The sequence below is a fragment of the Algoriphagus oliviformis genome (genome assembly GCF_017254915.1).
GTDB classification, from domain to species: Bacteria; Bacteroidota; Bacteroidia; order Cytophagales; family Cyclobacteriaceae; genus Algoriphagus; species Algoriphagus oliviformis.
In genome coordinates, this window is record NZ_JAFKCT010000003.1 from 423,173 (window position 1) to 441,479 (window position 18,307).

The following is an 18,307-nucleotide window of genomic DNA, read 5'->3' on the forward strand; positions in this document are numbered from 1 at the left end:
CGGCTCCGAAAATCCCAGAAACAAGTGGATATCAATAATCACACAGCCTTGGTGAGCAGGGCTGAGATATGGGAAATGCTCTTGCGGATATGTTCGCTATCTTCGGCATTGACCTCGTTGGTCTCCAGGGACTCCACCATACAGTCAAAAGCGACCATGGCCAGCAAGTCCTGCACGTCGTCCAGACCAAATTCGGCTTTATACTTCCTCAATTTTTCATTAATCAGTTTCCCCGCATGGCGGATTTTGCCCTCGTCTTCGGGCCTCACGCGCATGGGGTATTCCCTTTCTCCGATCTTCACTCTGATAGCCAGCGTCTCCATATCATTCGGAAAGGTAAGTGATCAAATGATCGATTTCTTGTATATAATTATTGATTAAGTCACTCATTTCGGTGGCATCCTCTGGATTCACCGGTCGGTTGTCCACAATGTTACTAATTTTAATCTTATTTTTAAAATGATAGATTTCCTGCTCTTTTCCCTGGATTTCTTGCTCAAGCTGCGCCAATCGAGCCTTTAACTGCTCATTTTCAGCACTGATGGACTCGATTTTTTTGCCCGCCTGCACGGCAAGCTTCTCCAATTTTTGCAGTTCCTCGTGAATCATTTTCAGCTTCTGATGATAGCGCCCACCTGATCCTGGAAGGCCTGAATCAATTTACCCATTGTTTTGTCAATTACCTTGTCGGTAAGAGTATTTTCCTGATCCTGCAAGTGGAAGCTCAGGGCGTAGGCTTTTTTGCCTGCATCGATCTTGTCCCCTTGATACACGTCAAAGACCCCAATCCGCTTTACCAGCTTTCCTCCGGCTTTTTCGGCCACGGACTTTACCTGGTCATAGGTCACGGCCTTGTCGATCACCAGCGAGAGGTCGCGACGCACCTCCGGAAACTTGGAGATCTCCCCGTACTTTTTCAGGCCGGAAGCTTTCTTCGTCAACAGGTCCCAATCCAGCTCCGCAAACCATACCTCCTGGCGCACCTCGGCCAGCTTTAGGATCTTTTCGTCCACCAGACCAATCGAGCCAAGCTCTTTTTCCCCCAGCTTCAATGTCAAGCCGTAGGTAAAGGGAGCCGACTCCTTCATGGCCACCTGTCCCACTTCGATATTGAGCCGCTCCAGGATCCGCTCGACCGTGGCATAGATGTCCGCAAAGCCAAAAGCGCGCTCCGGCTCAATCCAGCTCTCAGAAGAACGGTTGCCCGAGTGGAAAATTGCCAGTCGTCTGCCCTCTTTGTAGCCTTCTGCGGTTTTTTGGTAGACCGTGCCAAACTCAAAACATTTGAGGTCAGTCTGGCGGCGGTTGATGTTGTGGGCCAAGACTTCCAGCCCGCTGAAGAGCAGGGTCTGCCGCATCACGCCGAGGTCTTCGCTGAGCTTGTTGTAGATTTCCACATTGGCTGTGGGATCGAGGTAGCCGGATTTCTCGGCATAGGAAGGCTTGGTGAGGCTGTTGGTGATGAGCTCAAAGTAGCCCTGTCCAGCAAGCATCTCGGTCATGCGGTACTGAAGCTTGTTCAGATCCTTGCCGGGATGCTCGGCGAGGTAGTCGGTGCGGAGATTTTCGGACAGCTCGACCTGATGAAACCCATGGATTCTCAAAACCTCTTCGATAATATCCGCCTCGCGCGTCACATCGACGCGGTAAGGCTTCACTATGGCCGTAAAACCGGCTTCTGTCTCATTGACGACCTGGATATCCAAGCTTTCCAAAATAGACTTCACCTCAGAAGCCTGGATTTTCTTTCCGATAAGGCGGTTGACATGGCCATAGGCCACCTCCACCACAAAATCCTGAACCGGCTCTGGGTAAAGATCCACGATCTCGGAAGCGACTTTCGCGCCAGCGATCTCTTGAAGCAAGGCCACGGCTTTCTTCAGGGCATAGACTGGCATATTGGGATCTGTACCGCGCTCGAACCGGAAAGAGGCATCAGTCTTCAAGCCATGCACTTGGGAGCCTTTTCGGATCACGTCTGGAGAAAAGTACGCCGACTCCAGGAAGATGGAAGTCGTCGCATCACTCACGCCCGAATGCTCGCCTCCGAATACCCCAGCGATGCACATGCCGCCTTGGGCATCGTTGATCATCAGTTCATCGCCGGTAAGCTTGCGCTCCTTGCCGTCCAAAGTCACAAAGGACGTTCCTTTCGGAAGCTTGCCTACGATGACTTTTCCATCGGCAATCTTGTCCGCATCGAACGCGTGAAGCGGTTGGCCAAGGTCGTGAAGGATAAAGTTGGTAAGGTCGACTACATTGTTGATCGGTTCGAGATCCAGGGACCGGAGGAAGTTTTGCAGCCACTGGGGAGAGGGAGCTACCTTGAGGTCGGTCAGCACCACTCCGGCATACCTCGGGCAGTCAGCGGCGTTTTGCACCTCTACACTGATTGTAGGCCCCGCTTTTTCCACCGGCAAAGCTGTCTCGCCGGCCAGTTCTATCTTTTTCCCCAACAAGGCCTGCAAGTCACGCGCTACCCCCAGATGCGAAGCCGCATCGGCACGGTTGGGCGTCAAGCCGATCTCCAGGATATGGTCGCGGGAGACCTCAAAGTATTCTGACGCAGGAGTCCCGTTTGGCAGATCGGTATCCAAGACCATGATCCCGGCATGGGAGGCACCCAGCCCGATCTCGTCCTCGGCACAGATCATCCCTTCGGAGACTTGGCCTCGGATCTTGGCCTTTTTGATTTCAAAAGGCTCACCTTCGGAAGGGTAAAGTTTTGCTCCCACGGTCGCCACCACGACTTTTTGGCCTTGGGCTACATTGGGCGCGCCGCAGACGATGGGCACGACCCCAGTGCCGATATCCACCGTGGTCAGACTGAGCTTGTCCGCGCCGGGATGCTTTTCGCAAGTCAGGACTTCGCCGATGACGATCCCTTCCAAGCCGCCCGCGATCGACACGAATTCCTCCACGCCCTCGACCTCGAGGCCGGAGCGGGTGAGCAAAGCGGCGATTTCGTCGGGACTTTCGGTGAGCGGAATATAATTTTTGAGTCTATTGATCGAGATTTTCATCAGGTTGGTTTTATCGGGCATTTGAGCCCGGCTTTTAACAAAAAAGGTGCGTCGGCACCTTTTCAAAATCAGTCTGGCAAATTTAAAAGAATTGCAGGAGGCCTAGTCTATTACTTGTAATTTTTCTCTCCCACAGGCAGGGCGATTTCCAGCAGGTTTTCCTTCGGGGGAATGGGGCAGGCGTAGTCGGGGTTGTAGGCGCAGTAGGGATTGTAGGCCAGGTTAAAGTCGAGCGTGATGCTGTTTTTACCATCCTGACGCACATTGAGGTAGCGACCGCCGCCGTAGGTCTCCCGGGCGCTGGTCTCGTCCGCAAAGGCCAGAAAGAAATTGCGCTTGTCCACCTCGTCCATGGCCTGGAGCAACAGGAGCCGGTTGGTCTTGCCACCCAACTCAAACTCGGCGTAGGAATGCTCGATGTAGCGCTGCACCGAGCCGTCGGTCAGCGGCACCTCGCGAACCTTCTTTTCCTCGATGGGCAACAGCCTCGCCTTCACCCTATAGGCAGGATCAATGTCATAAAATGTCAACGAGGTAAACTTGGCTTTTTGCTCTTCGGTAAGCGGGGAATCGATGTTGAACCGGATAAACTTAAACTGGCGCTCGCGCTCCTTTTCGATCTTTTCGATGTAGTCTTCCGGAGTCTCGCCGGCGGTAAACATGTAGCCTACCGCTGCCAGCACCACGAGCCCGACGACGATTAAAATGATTTGGTTTGCCTTCATGTACTAGAGTATGCCTTCATCGGCGAAGCTAAAATAGCTATGATCCGAAAAAATCACATGATCCAGCACCGGCAAATCCAGCTCCAGGCCGATTTTCACCAGGGATTTGGTCAGTTTCCGGTCCTGGTCCGAGGGAGTGGTGTCGCCACTGGGATGGTTGTGCACCAGGATGATAGACTGGGCGAGATGCTCTATGGCGATCTTGAAGACAATTTTGGCATCGACCACGGTAGTACTCGTACCTCCAAGACTGACGAGTTGTTTTTTGAGCACATAGTTGGATCGGGTGAGCAGAATCAGGTAAAAATGCTCCACGATCTCGTCATAGAGCTCCGGCTTCATCAGCTCGTAGATGTCCAGGGAGCTGCGAATCCGAAACCGCGCCTGAGGCTCCTGCTCTTTTCTCCTGCGCCCGAGCTCCAGTGCCGCCACGATGGAAATCGCCTTGGCTTCGCCGATCCCCTTGAACCGCATGAGATCTTTGACCGACATCTTGGCCAGCCGGGCCAGGTCATGCCCCACCTCACGCAAAATCAGCCGGGAAAGGTCTACTGCGCTCATGGTCGGAGTTCCCGAGCCGATCAGGATAGCGATCAGCTCCGCGTCGGAGAGGACGGTTTTCCCTTTGAGCAAAAGTTTTTCCCTGGGGCGATCCTCCTCCGCCAGCTCGGAGATCTTGATCGAAGTGACCGGATTCATAGGCAGTTTTTAAAAAAAAGTCCAACTAAAACTACCTATAAAACAAGAATAAAAAAACCCCGCAAATCCTGCGGGGTCCATTTAACAAAGTCTTGTCGAAATTAAGCCAGTGCGCTGACGAACTTGGCCAATCTTGATTTCTTGTTACTAGCGTTGTTTTTGTGGATGACATTCTTCTTCGCCAATTTGTCCAGCATAGAAGATACTTTCTTGTAAAGCTCCATAGCCTCTACTTTGTCCGTAGCAGCCTTCAACTTCTTGATGAAAGTTCTAGTGGTTTTGGCTTGATATCTGTTTCTCAAACGCTTCGCTTCGTTGGCACGAATTCTCTTAAGAGCTGATTTGTGATTTGCCATATCTCGTTTTTAACTTAAATTCTTTACGTTCCCCTATTCCGAATTGGAGTGCAAAGTTATTGTAAATAATTAATTCTGCCAAAGGAATTTAAAACATTCCTTTCCGTTCCGCCTTTTTCCAAATCAGGATATTTGGCCAAAGACCCGAAACAGGCTGCAAATATAGGCTTTTCCCAGGTCAAAAAGACATTTGTTTTGACTATTTTCAGGAATGCTGATTTTTATAATATGGGCTTCGCTCCTTCTTTTTTTACCCAAGAGCCTGGAAGACTGGGGATTTTTTGCCCACTCCATGATCAATCGGCAGGCGGTTTTTTCACTTCCCCCGGAAATGATGGGCTTTTACAAAGCACATATAGACTTCCTCGCCGAAAACGCCGTCAACCCTGACAAAAGACGCTACGCGGTAGTCGGCGAAGCCGAAAAGCACTACATCGACCTAGACGTGTATGGAGACAGCGCCTTGGCCATATTGCCCAAGTACTGGCCCGAAGCCATCGAAAAGTTTCCGGAGGACAGCCTCCGCAAACACGGAATCGGCCCCTGGAGCGCCTACCTGACCCTGCTCAGCCTTACCAAGGCGCTGGAGCAGAAGAATGCCGCGGCGATCCTCCGGCTGTCGGCGGACTTGGGCCACTACCTCGGTGACCTGAATGTCCCGCTCCACACCACCAAAAACTACAACGGGCAGCTTACCGGACAGGAAGGGATTCATGGGTTTTGGGAAAGCAGAGCTCCTGAGCTGCTTGCCAAGGACTACGCGCTGTGGGTTGGGAAAGCCGAATATGTGGAGAAGCCACAGCTGGCTATCTGGGATGCGGTGCAAAGCGCGCACGCGCAAGTGGACAGCGTACTCCGTTTCGAAAAGCGACTCAGCGGGGAATTTCCGGATGACCAAAAATACAGCTACGAAGAGCGAAACGGGCTGACCGTGCGGGTGTACTCCAGGGAATTTACCGAGGCATTTTCCATTGCCATTGACCGGCAGATCGAGCGGCAGATGCGCAAGTCCATCAAGATGATCGCCGACTTCTGGTACACCGCGTGGATCAATGCCGGACAGCCGGACCTAAGCCAGCTGGCAGGAATCCCGGAAGAAGAACCAGAGCAAAAAGCAAATCCCGAGCTCAAGGTGAGAGAACACTGAAAGTCAGAAGGCTGAAGTATGAAAGCTGAAGTATGAATATCAAATCAATAAACCATACTCATGGATAGAGATCTGAAAGGAAGAACCAAAACATTTGCCTTGGCAATCATCAAATTTGTATCGGCACTCCCGAAAACTACCGTTGGATTTGAACTTGGCAAACAGGTATTGAGATCCGGAACCTCAATCGGAGCTAACTATCGCTCATCCCAAAGAGGACGCTCTAGAGCTGAGTTTATCTCGAAACTATCAGTTGTTCAAGAAGAAGCCGATGAATTGACGGCCATCTTTACCACCATGGTCATCAACGCGAAAAAAAACTCCTAGAGAGCTTCTTTCACCCCCCTCATTTATTACCCAGACATCAACCTTCTGGATATAAATTTCAGCCTTCTTATTTCAGCTTTTTAGAATTCGAACTTCAACTTTCTCATTTTAGCTTTCTGACTTCAAATACTGTCCTATCGCCCGCCCCAGCCTTCTGAAAGTATCCTTGAACACCTCCTCATTTTCCTCCAGGAGAGTGACGCGGAAGCCTCTCAGGTCAGAGCAGAAAGAAGAAATCGGCACCACGCAGATACGTTCGGCTACCAACAAATAATACACAAATCGCTTGTCCAGAGGCATCTCCGCGTCGGAAAGCCAAGAGTCCAATAGCGCCTGCAGCTTGGGATCGTCGACAGGCAAGGATTGGGTTGGAGTCAGGAGACTTTCGTCAAACACGATGGTGTTGTAAAAAGCCCCTTGGGTGGGATTGAACTTGATGCCGGGAATGTCCCCGAGTATCTCGCGCATCCAGTCGGAGCGCTTGCCGATCTGTTCGTTTGCCAGCTCGCGGTAGGCATGGTACTCGGGATGGCTCATGATCTTTGGGATGGCCAGCTGGGGCAATATCGTAGAGCAAACCTCGATCATTTTGGCATTTTCCAGCGTTTGGCAGAGCTTGGAAAATTCTTTGGAAGCTTCCCGGTTGTAAAACTCCATCCAGCCGCAGCGGGCACCCGGCCAGGGAAATTCTTTGGAAATACCCTTCAATGAAATCGCAGGCCTATCTCCGATCACCTCGGAAAGGGCCACGGCCTGAATGCCGTTGTAGGTGATGTTTTGGTAGATCTCGTCCGTGATCAGCAGCAGATTAAACTCCTCGGCGATCCTGACAAAATCCTCCAAAACCTCCTTGGGGTACACCATCCCCGTCGGGTTGTCCGGGTTGATGATCAGGATGCCGACGATGGAGGGATTGTACTTGACCTTCAGGTATAAGTCTTCCATATCGGGCAGCCATTGGTTGTCCGGATCGAGCTTGTAAGTGATCGGGGCGGTATTCGCGTGGGCCGCCTCCGCGGAGGAGTGGGTAGAATAGGCCGGCGACGGCCCGATGATGCGGGCTGTGGGAATCAGAAATTGGTACAGCTTGGCAATGGCATCACCCAGCCCGTTGAAAAAGAGGATATCCTCGGCCGTGATCTGCGTTCCGCCCTTGTCGTTGTTGAGCTGGGCGAGAAACTTCCGGGTTTCCAGCACGCCCTTGGAGTCCGCGTAGCCGTAGGTTTTGTCTTCCTTGAGCAGGTCGGCGATGATGGCCTTCATCCATTCGGGCACTTGGTTGCTTTTCTGGATGGGATCACCGATGTTTTCCCAGGTCATGGCATAGCCCAGGGCTTCGATTTGCCGGGCTTTTTTTACAATCCCGCGGATTTCATAGTTCAGTTCTTCAGCACCGGGTCTAAGGAGTAGCTGTCTCATAGGTCAATAGGTTTGGAAAAAATTCCGCTGCAAAGAAAGGAAAAAGCAAAAGGAAAGCGACCTACTTCCCTCGAAAAATGAAAGAACGTTTCGGACGAAACACCCATCAATGCACCAGAATGCAACGCTATTCCTCTTAGCCTTCAACTTGGCGGACGACCGCGACAGGCATGTCCATTTTGTCCTATTGAGAAAGGCAAACCTGCGTCCTGCCCCAATTTCGGATATCGCCCATAGGATCAAACCCAAGTTCCACTCTTGGCCCTTAGGCTTTCAGATTTCTGACTTCAGCTTTCCTACTTCAGATTTCAGCCCTGATCCAAACTTGCTTTTCTCCTTCCCGTTCAGGTATTTTAAAACACAGATTCCCCCAACCCCCTCCCTACCAACACCCCCAAGAAAGTGATTCGAATTCTCCTCTTCCTGATATTTGTCGGCCTGATCGACTGGTACGCCTATCAAGCATTCAAAACCCTATTTCCCTCGCAGGTTTGGATCCGAGCCGGTTTCTGGGCCTTTTCCATTGCCATTTACCTATTCGTCGCTTACAGCTTTATGACCTTCGACCGAGGAGCGATCAGCCCCAATTTCGGGAGAATGGCCTCCCTCCTAGTGCTGTCGCTGATTCCCAAGCTGATTGTCCTGGCCTTCCTGTTTGGAGAAGATATCATCCGCTTTTTCACTGGGATTTTCCAGTCCGTGTCCGGAAGTCGAGAGGGGGATTTCCTCCCAGATCGGAGGAAATTCGTCAGCCAGACGGCCTTGGCGCTCGCCGCTATCCCATTCTTGGGCATCCTGCACGGGGTACTGATCGGCAAGTACCGCTACCGCGTCGTCCGCCATACGCTGGAGTTTGACGACCTGCCACAGGAGTTTGACGGCTTTACCATCACCCAAATCTCGGACATCCACTCGGGAAGCTTTGACAACAAGGAAAAGCTGGAGTACGGCGTGGACCTGATCAACCAGCAAGGCTCGGATGTCATCCTTTTCACCGGCGACTTGGTCAACAACCATGCGGGGGAAATGGAACCCTGGGTGGAGACCTTCAAAAAGCTGAAAGCCCCGATGGGCAAATACTCCATCCTCGGCAACCATGACTATGGCGACTACATGTCCTGGCCTAGCCAAGAGGCCAAAGCCGCCAATATGCAGCGCCTGTACCAAATCCAGGAGGAGCTGGGATTCAAGCTCCTGCGCAACGAAAACGTCCAGCTCCGAAAGCCTGCCCTCAGCGGAGCCGGAGGGAGCGAAGCCAGCATCGACCTGATCGGGGTGGAAAACTGGGGAAAGGGTTTTGCCCAGCATGGGGATCTCGCGAAAGCAACCCGAAACCTAAGCGAGAAAGGCTTTAAGATCCTGATGAGCCACGACCCCTCGCATTTTGACGAGGAAGTGAAAAAATTCAGCCAGTTTATCCACCTCACGCTGAGCGGACACACCCACGGGATGCAGTTTGGGATAGAGATCCCCGGGTGGATCAAGTGGAGCCCGGCCTCCCTCCGCTATCCCAAATGGGCCGGACTGTATGAGGAGCTGGGCCGCTACCTGCATGTGAACCGGGGCTTTGGATTTTTGGCCTTTCCGGGCCGGGTAGGCATCTGGCCGGAGATTACGGTGCTGGAGCTGAGGAGGAAGGCATAGTGGCAGTAGGTGAAAAAATGAAAAATCCTTACTTCGACATCAATATCATAATCGACTTACTCCTACAGCACGAGCCCGAGCGGACAGACCTTAGTGGAGCAATTAAGGAATTCCGAGCGGCAAAAATTCTTACGGCGTAGCTACCTCCATCTGGCATCCAATGACACCTTAGCAGGTTCTGAGGTCAAAATTGAAGAATCCATCGTCTTGGAGCATGAAGAGGAAGGCACGATTGTTTTGGACGTTCTCAAAAACGGAAAAATAAAAGGCATCGAGTTTATAAGCCAAATTTCACCTTGATCCTGAAATACGTCTCAAAGCACTTTTTCCGAATTTCTAATCACTACAGAAGCTTTCCGACTTTAGCTTTCCAAATCACCCCGATAGCCGGGAAAATCTCCACGTGGCCCAATCATAAGGAATTCAGGATGGCGTAGGGAAGCATTGGAACCACGGACTGGTTTAGCGCTTCCAAAAGTTTATATTAGTTTTTTCACACGGCCGCCAAGACATTTCCCATGAAGAAACAGCTCCTGATTCCGGAAACGCTCAACCTGAACAATTTCGATTTGCTGCGCTTTCTTTTGGCCTCAGCCGTCATCTTTTGCCATTGCTACGCGATCTTTTACGGCTGGGAGCTCTTTGCGGCAAACGAGCCATTCATGAAGTGGAGTGGTGGAAAAATAAGTATCGGCAGCGCCGCCGTGAATTTTTTCTTTGTCATCAGCGGCTTTTTGATCCTGCGCAGCTTCGAGCGGTCTTCCAATTTCTGGGATTTTCTGAAGAAGCGGGTACTCCGGATCTATCCCGGGTTCATTGCCGCTTTTGTCCTCTGCCTTCTGGTATTTGGCCCTATCGGCCACATCAGCCATAGCTGGATCAAGTCCTATGGAGAGTTTCTAGACTATGTCCCGCTAAAACTGGAATTGGCAAACATGCTCAGCCTGCAATCCCCCGTGGAAGGCTACTACTTCAACCATCTGCCGCAAACCGGCCTCAACAACTCGATGTGGACCATCCAGTACGAATTTATCTGCTACTTGTCGGTTCCGATACTGGTGTGGCTGGGATGTCTCAGACACAAAGCGGGTTTGGCAATTGCGCTTACTGGCTGCTATGCACTGCTATCCTTGCAGAATTTCGGCTTCGTATTTCAGCATGACGCAAGTCTGAACGGATACATTCTCGCCAATCCCTATTTTTACCCCCGGTTTTTCACCTATTTCTTCGCCGGCAGCCTCGTCTATGCCTACAGACACCATATTCCGAGGCACCCATTCTTCCTGGCACTGTCTCTGGCCGTTTTTGTACTGGCGCTAAAGCTCCAACTGATGGACTTGGCCTGGCCTATCGCAGGCACCTACCTGTTGTTTTATTTCGCTTATCATCCAAAAGCGCTCTTTCCCAATTTTGCCAAGTACGGAGACTTCTCCTACGGGATTTATCTCTATGGCTGGCCCTTGCAACAGCTGACCATGCTTTATTGGGGACAGTACCTGACCCCACTTACTTTCTTTGTGATCGTCCTGCCGCTGGTATTGATTTTTGCGATAGCGAGCTGGTACCTGGTAGAGAAACCTACCCTAAAGCTGAAGCAGATGACCATCCGGCAATTGAAAGCGATCCCTCTCATGCAGGCCGCCCCGAAGCAGAGGACTTAGCCCACCTCAACGTCTTGCTTCTACCAAAAGAAATCCCTACCTCCCCAGCCACCAATAGATCAGCACCGTCACCAGGCAAAGCGCCAAAGACAGGGGCTTGGCATACTTCCACTCCTGTAGGTTGAGCGGGCTCCGGGAAGCCATGGCCGGAGCTGTGGACGGATACCTCAGGCTCACGAGGTACATCACGGCCAGGTTGAGCAGAAACTCTACCCCCCAGATATGGATAAAATGGATGTCTACCGCAATCCAAAAAGTAGTCACCAGATAAAACGCAAAGCCTACAAGCAAGCCCGCCTTGGCTCCCGCCGCAGACACTTTGGGAATGAAAAACCCCGCCAGCAACACCGAAGCGATTGGGATGAAAAAGATCCCGTTGAGCTGCTGCATGAGCTGATAAAGGCCCTCGGGCGCATTGGCCACCATCGGGGCGATCAGGATGGACACCACGGCCAGGATCAGCGAACTTAGCTTTCCGACTTTCACCAGCTTGCTGTCCGAGGCGCTGGGCTGGATCAACTTTTTGTAAATATCGAGGCTGAAAATCGTCGAGGCGGAATTGAGCACCGAATTGAAGGTACTCAATACCGCTCCCAAAACCACGGCTGCAAAAAAGCCGATGAGGCTCAGGGGCAGGACTTTTTTGACCAAAACCGGATAGATAAAATCCTGGTCCGCATAGTATTGATCCCCGTAGTAATAGTAAGCAATCACGCCTGGCAGCACGATGATGAGGGGAATGAGGATTTTGAAAATCCCCGTGTAGAGCAGGCCTTTCTGCGCCTCGGCCATGTTTTTGGCTCCCAAAGCCCGCTGGACGATGGTCTGGTTCATGCCCCAGAAGTACAGCTGGTTGATCATCAATCCGGTGAAAAGCGTGCTGAAAGGCAAGACCGAATCCTCCGCTCCGATCACGTCAAACTTCTCCGGTATGGCCTCATAGACTTTGCCCAAGCCATCCGCGACGCTTCCCGCACCTATATCCCAAAGCGCAAAAACCGGAACCAGCAAGCCGCCGATCATCAGCCCGACGGCATTGATCATGTCCGAATAGGCAACGGCTTTCAGCCCTCCCAAGATCGCATAGACCGAGCCAATGACACCGATCGTGATCACCGTCAGCCAGATCCCCTCGGTCTTCGTGATCTGAAAAACCGCTGAAACATCAAAGATGCTCTCCAAGTTGATCGCGCCGGTGTAGAGCACGATGGGCAGCAGCGTGAAGACAAAGGAAAGCATCAGGAGCAGGGAGACGATGGTTTTGGTCGTCTCATCGTAGCGGATGGCCAGGTACTGGGGGATCGTGGCCAGCCCCAGCCGGAGGTAGATGGGCAAAAAATACAGCGCCGCAATCACCAGGGCAATCGCCGAGGTCACCTCCCAGGCGATGATGATCATGCCGTTTTTGTAGGCCGATCCGTTCATGCCGATCAGATGCTCCGTGGAGATATTGGTCAGCAGCATGGATCCGGCGATCACTCCGCCGGTCAGGCTTCTTCCTCCGAGAAAGTACCCGTCGCGGGACCGGAGGTTTTCTTTTCTCAACTTGTACCAGGAAAACAAAGCCACAAAAAGCGTGAATCCCACGAAGGAAATAAGGGTAAGCATGAATTGTATTTTGGGTTAGTACTCGATAAAAAAAGAAAAAGAGGCTTCTCAACAGGCCTGATTGTGTCAGCCTGAGCGGAGTCGAAGGCCATTTTCAGTGAATCGCATTTCGACTTCGCTCAATGTGACAAACATCAGATATGAGACAGCCTCTTCGGGTCGGTGGCTCTTAAAACCTCAATGTCGCCGGCAGGTACTTGGCTACCAAATCCTCATAGTAGGGCTTCAGCGCCTTGGCATCCGGCGGCACAGGCACTTTGGAGTAGAGATCGTAGGGGTTGAACTTGTCCACCCATATAAACATTTCCCGGTCATGGTCGCTGAGCAGATGATCGTAGGCATTTTCCCGATGCTGGGCATAGAAAGAATGGTAGCGGATCATATAAAGCGCCGGTTCAGGCATATAATCCTTGACCATTTGATACAGGTACTCGTCGTGTCCCCAGGACATCTTCACTTGGTCCAGCCCGCAGTGGTGGCTGTAAACCCCGTACTTGGTATTGTAGCGCCCGTCGGTAGAGTCCGGATTTCTGTCAAAAAACTCCGGATACACGATCCTGTCCGAGTGTGCACATCCCACAGGAAAGGTGTCTCCCACCACCGCCCACTGCGGCTCTCCAAAGAGACACAGCACTTTTCCCAAGTCATGGATAAAGCCCGTCAGCACAAACCAATCCGGATGTCCATCCGCACGGATCGCCTCGGAAGTCTGGAGCAAGTGCTGCAGCTGGTCAAGGTTGGTATCGGGATCGGAATCATCCACCAGGGTATTGAGGAAGCTGACCGCATCCCAAAAGGGCATTTCCTTCTTTTCAAACTTCAAAAACTCCCTTTCCTTTTCTACCACAAAATCGTAGGTCTGGTAGGTATGGTTGAGCTTGTAGAATTCGCGCACCGTATCCACCCGCTCGGAGTCGTGGTAGTTGCGATAGTCGTCCTTGGCCTTGGCTTGCTTGTCTTTGGGCTCGGGATATCGGGTGAGCAGGTCGTCCTCCCAGTCCTCGATGGATTGGAGGGGAGCGATTTCAGATTGAGGGAGCTTGGTTTTCATATGATCATGCGTTGTTTTTATGGCCATATGGAATCTCGCATGGATTGTAAACATCACGTTGCGGTGTTTACATCCTGCTAGATTTCATGGGTTTATTGATCGAAGGGGAATATAGAAACAAAAAGCGCTTATCTGCAAGCCATTGAAACACAAACAAGCTATCGGAGAGTGAAACACAAAATAGCCTATGGTTTTTCACCTGTAAAACGGCGACGACTTTCTGATTACATAAAAAGCAGGACTGAAAAAACTTGGCTGATTTCATGAAAATGCTTTCCTAAAAGCAGAAACAACTTGTACAGCATTTCGTACAAGTTGCTACATTTGTAAAAACCCTGAAAATCATGGAAGTCACGACCTACTCCAAATTCCGCGAAAACATGAAGTCCTACCTGGACAATGTCGTCAACGACCAGCGCCCGCTCTACGTCACCCGAGCCAATGGCGAAGACGTGGTCGTCCTATCCAAGTCCGACTACGAAGGCCTGCAGGAGACCTACTACCTGATGAGCAGCCCAAAAAATGCGGAGAGGCTACTTCGGGCAATTGACGAAGCAAACAGAGGTCTTGGCGTGAAAAGAGACCTTATCGAACTCTGAGCCTCCTGCCATGTACATTATTTTTTTATCTACAGGATGGGAGGATTACCAGTATTGGATTGAGACAGACGTGAAGTTTCTCAAAAAAATCAACAAGCTCATCAAAGAATGCCAACGGACTCCTTTTCATGGAACGGGAAAACCTGAACCGTTGAAAAACGAACTGTCAGGCTGGTGGTCGCGAAGGATAGACCGGGAGCATCGACTCGTGTACCGGGTGAAGGACGGTGCGCTGGAGATCGCCCAGTGCAGGCACCATTACTGAGTTTTTGCTTCACCCGCCCTTCTTTTCTCCGTAGTTCCACAAAAAACACGGAACATGTGTCAGTCCGAGCGGAGTCGAGGACTCTTCGGCTGCGCTCAGGGACAAAAAAAAACCTCCAGACCAAAGCCCACCCCTTCACATTAAGATTATTTCACTGCGTTCGTAAGGTCGAAATCTCCGCCTGCATCTTGGCCATCATCCGCATGAGCTGCCGCATATCGCCTTCCTGCTCGGGTATCTCCCGGCTGGTGTAGGCATAAAAAGCCCAAATCTCCAGCACTTCCTCCACCGGTACTAAGTAGGGTTCAAAAAGTGGATTGAGCGACTTGAGCAGCACCTTCCCATCCTGTCCCAAAGTCACCAGCTTGAAGACAAAATCCTGGCTTTCCCTCAAGATCACGATGCAGGGCGTGTCCGGCTTGAGCGAGGCCCAGTCCGCGACAAACTGCGCCACCACGTCGCTCCCCTCGGGGATAGGCTCCATGGAATCGCCCGTGGTGGGAAAAATCCGAAACGTCCCGCCAGCCGGCAGATTGGGCAATGAATACTTCGGCAGGGCTGCGATAAACTCCGGATCGTTATAACCCGTGCGGTAGCCGGCCTTAGCCTTGACGGGTACGTACTCCACATTCTCGTTGTTATTTCGATCCACGCTGATAGCCAGCACGCGCAGGTTGCCGCCACGGATATAGACGTCGTTCCCCGCCTCCAGCTCCCGCAGTTTCAGCTCGCCCAGCTTGGATAGTTCCACTCGGACCAGGCTGTCCAGACTGATCCCAAACAGCTCCGACACCCCAATGAGGTCGTCCATCACCGGCGACTTGGTCTGTCCTGACTCCAGCGCGTTGACTTTGGAGCGGGTCGCACCCAGCCTCTCGGCCAAGTCCTGCTGTGTCAGCTTGCGTCGCTCCCGGAGAAACCTCAGGTTCTCCGCAAAGAAAATGGTTGACTTTGCCATGTGTTATTGATATTATTAGAGTCAATAATTTGACATGATTAGTGTCAAATATAAAGGAAGGAGGGATAGTATGAAAACATTAGCGGACAAAAATGAGGCAATCCGCCAGCTCAAGGCAAAAATCATGGAACTGGAAGGCTTCAGCTCTTCTCCCAAGCTTCCTGCGGACTCCCTTGGCTTAGGCGCTTTTGAATCGGCCTTCCCCGGCGGCAGCTTTCCTCTGGGCACGGTGCACGAGTTTATCAGCCTCCATCCGGCCGATGCCGCCTCCACCAACGGATTTATCTCCGGCCTCTTGGCCTCCTTGGTACGCCAAGGCGGTTTTTGCCTCTGGGTCAGCAATCGGCGCAGCATTTTCCCCCCTGGCTTGAAGCGCTTCGGCATAGCCCCCGAGCGGGTCATCTTCATCGATCTCAAAAAGGAAAAAGACGTGCTCTGGGCCATGGAACTGGGCCTAAAGTGCAGCAGTCTCTCCGCTGTGGTCGGCGAACTGCAGGAACTCAGCTTCACCGAGTCCCAACGTCTACAGCTGGCTGTGGAGCAAAGCAAGGTCACCGGACTCCTCCACCGCCATCATCCCAAATACCAGCATGCCCTGGCCTGTACCACGCGCTGGAAGATCGTCTCCCTGGGCAGCCACTTGCCGGAGGGAATGCCGGGGGTGGGCTTTCCCACTTGGCAAGTCTCCCTGCTAAAAGTCAGAAACGGCCGGCCTGGGGAATGGAAAATGGAATGGAAAGAAGGCCGCTTCCAGCCTTTTGCCCCTCGAGAATCCCGCAAGCAAGTTCACTTATCCCGAGAGCAACACTATGCCTAGGCGTTTTCTTTCCCTTTGGCTCCCCTACCTGCTCACGGATCGGCAGGTCATCCGACAGCCCGAGCTTCGGGATCGGGCCTTTGTCTTTGCCGACAAGCAGCGAGGTAGGATGACCATCTCTGCCGCGAGCATTCCCGCGGTGTCTCTTGACATACGTCCGGGGATGGCCGTGGCCGACGCGAGGGCTTTGCAGCCGGAGCTTTTGGTCTTGCCCTACAAACCCGGACGGGAAGAAAAACTCCTCCAAGGCCTCGCAGACTGGTGTCTTTGCTACACCCCAGTCGTGGTAATCGACGCTCCCGATGGGCTCGTGCTGGAGATCTCGGGCTGTCCCCATCTTTGGGGAGGGGAAAAACCCTACCTCGAAAGCCTCATTTCCACCCTTCAAGCCAAGGGATATCAGGGCAAGGCCGCGATAGCCGACACCATCGCCTCGGCCTGGGCGATGGCGCGCTATGGAGGACAAAGCATCATTCCTCCCGCGCAGCAGCGGGAAGCCCTCCTTTCCCTACCCCCTGCTTCGCTCCGTCTGGAATCGCAGACGCTGGACCGGATGGAGAAATTGGGCTTTACCCAGATCGGGCAATTTATCGACATTCCCACCCCTACGCTCCGCAGGCGCTTTGGCGAAGCTACCCTCCAGAGGCTGGGACAGGCTCTGGGCAGCGCACACGAAACGCTTGACCCCATCCTTCCCAAGGAGCCCTATCTGGAGCGACTGCCCTGTCTGGAGCCTGTTCGTACGGCTCCGGGGATCAAAATCGCGCTGGAAGAGCTACTGAAAACCATTTGCCAAAGGCTTACCAAGGAGAAGAAAGGCATGCGAAAAGGCATCTTCCGGGGACATCGCCTGGACGGCAAAGTCGAGGAGGTCTCCATCGGCACACACATGCCCTCGCATCATCCCGAGCACTTGCTTCGGCTTTTTGAGCTCAAAATCCCCTTGATCGAACCGGATCTGGGCATCGAGCTCTTTGAGTTGGAAGCCTTGCTGGTGGAAAAAATCAGCGAAACGCAGGAGTCGCTCTGGCACAGCGCCGGGGACGATGTCACGGCCTTGGCTGAGCTCTTGGACAAAATGGCCGGCAAGATGGGAGCCCAGACCATCCACCGCTACCTGCCGCAAGAGCAGCACTGGCCGGAGCATTCGATCCGGGAAGCAGTCTCCCTGGAGGATAAACCAAGCACGGACTGGGACAGCCAGCGCCCCCGGCCGCTCCACCTCCTTGCTTCCCCGGAGCGGATCGACGTGATGGTGCCTTTGCCGGATTATCCGCCTTTGCACTTTCGCTACCGCGGGGAAATCCTGCGCGTGGCCAAAGCCGACGGCCCCGAGCGCATCGAGCAGGAGTGGTGGTTGCAATCCGGTCCGCCCCGGGACTACTATGTGATCGAGGATGAAAACGGCAAGCGCTACTGGCTCTTTCGGCTGGGAATTTACGGCAAAGAAGATCCCAAGTGGTTTATCCATGGCTTCTTTGCTTAGTGAAAAATTTACCACAGAGAGCCGGAGGAATTGGAGAGAAAAAAAACACTCTGCGAAACCTTTGCGTGCTCAGCGTCTTTGCGGTGAATCATGCGCGAAGCGCAAAAAACAGCCGCCCCAAGTGGTTTTGGCTTGGCTTGACGGAAAAAGCTTTCACCACAGAGTGCACCGAGAAATGGGAGAAAAGCTTCGCGTCTTAGCGCCTCCGCTAGAATTATTTTCTCGCAAAGACGGAAAGTCGCAAAGAATAAAAAAACGTCCAGCTTCTGGAGAAGAAGGACAGCGAAAAGGAGAAGAACCACTCTGCGAAACCTTTGCGTGCTCAGCGTCTTAGCGGTGAATCATGCGCGAAGTGCAAAAAACAGCCGCCCCAAGTGGTTTTGGCTTGGCTTGACGGAGAATCCTTTCACCACAGAGTGCACCGAGAAATGGGAGAAAAGCTTCGCGTCTTAGTGCCTCCGCGAGAAAAAAGCCCTCGAGAGACAGGAAGATGCAAAGAATCAGAAAAGTGTCCAGCTTCTG

The 18,307-nt window shown here is 52.5% G+C and carries 18 protein-coding genes; 8 read left to right on the forward strand and 10 right to left on the reverse strand.

Annotated elements, in window-relative coordinates; translation table 11 throughout:
- Positions 1-38: 38 nt before the first annotated feature.
- The 6 genes from J0A68_RS10095 to rpsT all read right to left on the reverse strand — a co-directional run bounded on the left by J0A68_RS10095 (position 39) and on the right by rpsT (position 4,803).
- Complete coding sequence (locus J0A68_RS10095) at positions 39-323, reverse strand: cell division protein ZapA (RefSeq protein WP_206578087.1); 285 nt, start codon at positions 321-323, stop codon at positions 39-41.
- Between the two features lies 1 nt (position 324).
- Positions 325-609: a hypothetical protein gene (locus tag J0A68_RS10100; RefSeq protein ID WP_206578088.1), complete on the reverse strand. Its 285-nt coding sequence runs from the start codon at positions 607-609 to the stop codon at positions 325-327.
- Positions 610-611: 2 nt separating this feature from the next.
- Positions 612-3,023: a phenylalanine--tRNA ligase subunit beta gene (gene pheT, locus J0A68_RS10105; RefSeq protein ID WP_206578192.1), complete on the reverse strand. Its 2,412-nt coding sequence runs from the start codon at positions 3,021-3,023 to the stop codon at positions 612-614.
- A 110-nt stretch (positions 3,024-3,133) separates the two neighbouring features.
- Positions 3,134-3,748 (reverse strand): DUF1684 domain-containing protein, encoded by a 615-nt coding sequence (locus J0A68_RS10110; RefSeq protein ID WP_206578089.1) that lies wholly within the window; start codon positions 3,746-3,748, stop codon positions 3,134-3,136.
- Positions 3,749-3,751: 3 nt separating this feature from the next.
- On the reverse strand, positions 3,752-4,447 hold the full coding sequence (radC, locus tag J0A68_RS10115) for a RadC family protein (RefSeq protein WP_206578090.1): 696 nt from the start codon (positions 4,445-4,447) through the stop codon (positions 3,752-3,754).
- Between the two features lie 101 nt (positions 4,448-4,548).
- Positions 4,549-4,803, reverse strand: a complete 255-nt coding sequence (rpsT, locus tag J0A68_RS10120) for a 30S ribosomal protein S20 (protein ID WP_206578091.1) — start codon at positions 4,801-4,803, stop codon at positions 4,549-4,551.
- Positions 4,804-5,014: 211 nt separating this feature from the next.
- Between rpsT and J0A68_RS10125 the strand changes: the two genes are divergently transcribed.
- Complete coding sequence (locus J0A68_RS10125) at positions 5,015-5,950, forward strand: zinc dependent phospholipase C family protein (RefSeq protein ID WP_236021451.1); 936 nt, start codon at positions 5,015-5,017, stop codon at positions 5,948-5,950.
- A gap of 60 nt (positions 5,951-6,010) precedes the next feature.
- Positions 6,011-6,277 (forward strand): four helix bundle protein, encoded by a 267-nt coding sequence (locus J0A68_RS10130; RefSeq protein WP_206578092.1) that lies wholly within the window; start codon positions 6,011-6,013, stop codon positions 6,275-6,277.
- A gap of 108 nt (positions 6,278-6,385) precedes the next feature.
- On the opposite strand, the gene J0A68_RS10135 is transcribed toward J0A68_RS10130, so the two are convergent.
- Entirely contained in the window at positions 6,386-7,696 is a 1,311-nt protein-coding gene (locus tag J0A68_RS10135) for a pyridoxal phosphate-dependent aminotransferase (protein WP_206578093.1), read from the reverse strand.
- 402 nt (positions 7,697-8,098) lie between these two features.
- Here J0A68_RS10135 and J0A68_RS10140 point away from each other — a divergent pair, with 402 nt between their 5' ends.
- Both J0A68_RS10140 and J0A68_RS10145 read left to right on the forward strand, forming a co-directional pair.
- The gene (locus tag J0A68_RS10140) at positions 8,099-9,340 is read left to right on the forward strand and encodes a metallophosphoesterase (protein ID WP_206578094.1); all 1,242 of its coding nucleotides are present in this window, start codon (positions 8,099-8,101) and stop codon (positions 9,338-9,340) included.
- A gap of 518 nt (positions 9,341-9,858) precedes the next feature.
- Positions 9,859-11,001 carry an acyltransferase family protein gene (locus J0A68_RS10145; protein WP_206578095.1) on the forward strand — a complete coding sequence of 381 codons (1,143 nt, stop codon included), beginning with the start codon at positions 9,859-9,861 and terminating at the stop codon, positions 10,999-11,001.
- 36 nt (positions 11,002-11,037) lie between these two features.
- Here J0A68_RS10145 and J0A68_RS10150 read toward each other — a convergent pair whose 3' ends face one another.
- Together J0A68_RS10150 and J0A68_RS10155 are read right to left on the reverse strand one after the other, a co-directional pair.
- Complete coding sequence (locus J0A68_RS10150) at positions 11,038-12,609, reverse strand: solute:sodium symporter family transporter (RefSeq protein WP_206578096.1); 1,572 nt, start codon at positions 12,607-12,609, stop codon at positions 11,038-11,040.
- Positions 12,610-12,778: 169 nt separating this feature from the next.
- The gene (locus J0A68_RS10155; RefSeq protein ID WP_206578097.1) at positions 12,779-13,660 is read right to left on the reverse strand and encodes an inositol oxygenase family protein; all 882 of its coding nucleotides are present in this window, start codon (positions 13,658-13,660) and stop codon (positions 12,779-12,781) included.
- Positions 13,661-14,004: 344 nt separating this feature from the next.
- Here J0A68_RS10155 and J0A68_RS10160 point away from each other — a divergent pair, with 344 nt between their 5' ends.
- Both J0A68_RS10160 and J0A68_RS10165 read left to right on the forward strand, forming a co-directional pair.
- The gene (locus J0A68_RS10160; RefSeq protein ID WP_206578098.1) at positions 14,005-14,259 is read left to right on the forward strand and encodes a type II toxin-antitoxin system Phd/YefM family antitoxin; all 255 of its coding nucleotides are present in this window, start codon (positions 14,005-14,007) and stop codon (positions 14,257-14,259) included.
- 10 nt (positions 14,260-14,269) lie between these two features.
- Positions 14,270-14,524, forward strand: coding sequence for a Txe/YoeB family addiction module toxin (locus J0A68_RS10165; protein WP_206578099.1), 255 nt, complete (start codon positions 14,270-14,272; stop codon positions 14,522-14,524).
- A gap of 151 nt (positions 14,525-14,675) precedes the next feature.
- Here J0A68_RS10165 and J0A68_RS10170 read toward each other — a convergent pair whose 3' ends face one another.
- A complete protein-coding gene (locus J0A68_RS10170) occupies positions 14,676-15,482 on the reverse strand; it encodes an XRE family transcriptional regulator (RefSeq protein WP_206578100.1) in 807 nt (268 codons plus the stop codon).
- 70 nt (positions 15,483-15,552) lie between these two features.
- On the opposite strand from J0A68_RS10170, the gene J0A68_RS10175 reads away from it, so the two are divergent.
- Positions 15,553-16,299: an ImuA family protein gene (locus J0A68_RS10175; protein ID WP_206578101.1), complete on the forward strand. Its 747-nt coding sequence runs from the start codon at positions 15,553-15,555 to the stop codon at positions 16,297-16,299.
- The gene (locus J0A68_RS10180; protein WP_206578102.1) at positions 16,292-17,785 is read left to right on the forward strand and encodes a Y-family DNA polymerase; all 1,494 of its coding nucleotides are present in this window, start codon (positions 16,292-16,294) and stop codon (positions 17,783-17,785) included. Before J0A68_RS10175 ends, J0A68_RS10180 begins: the two co-directional genes overlap by 8 nt.
- Positions 17,786-18,307 lie beyond the last annotated feature (522 nt).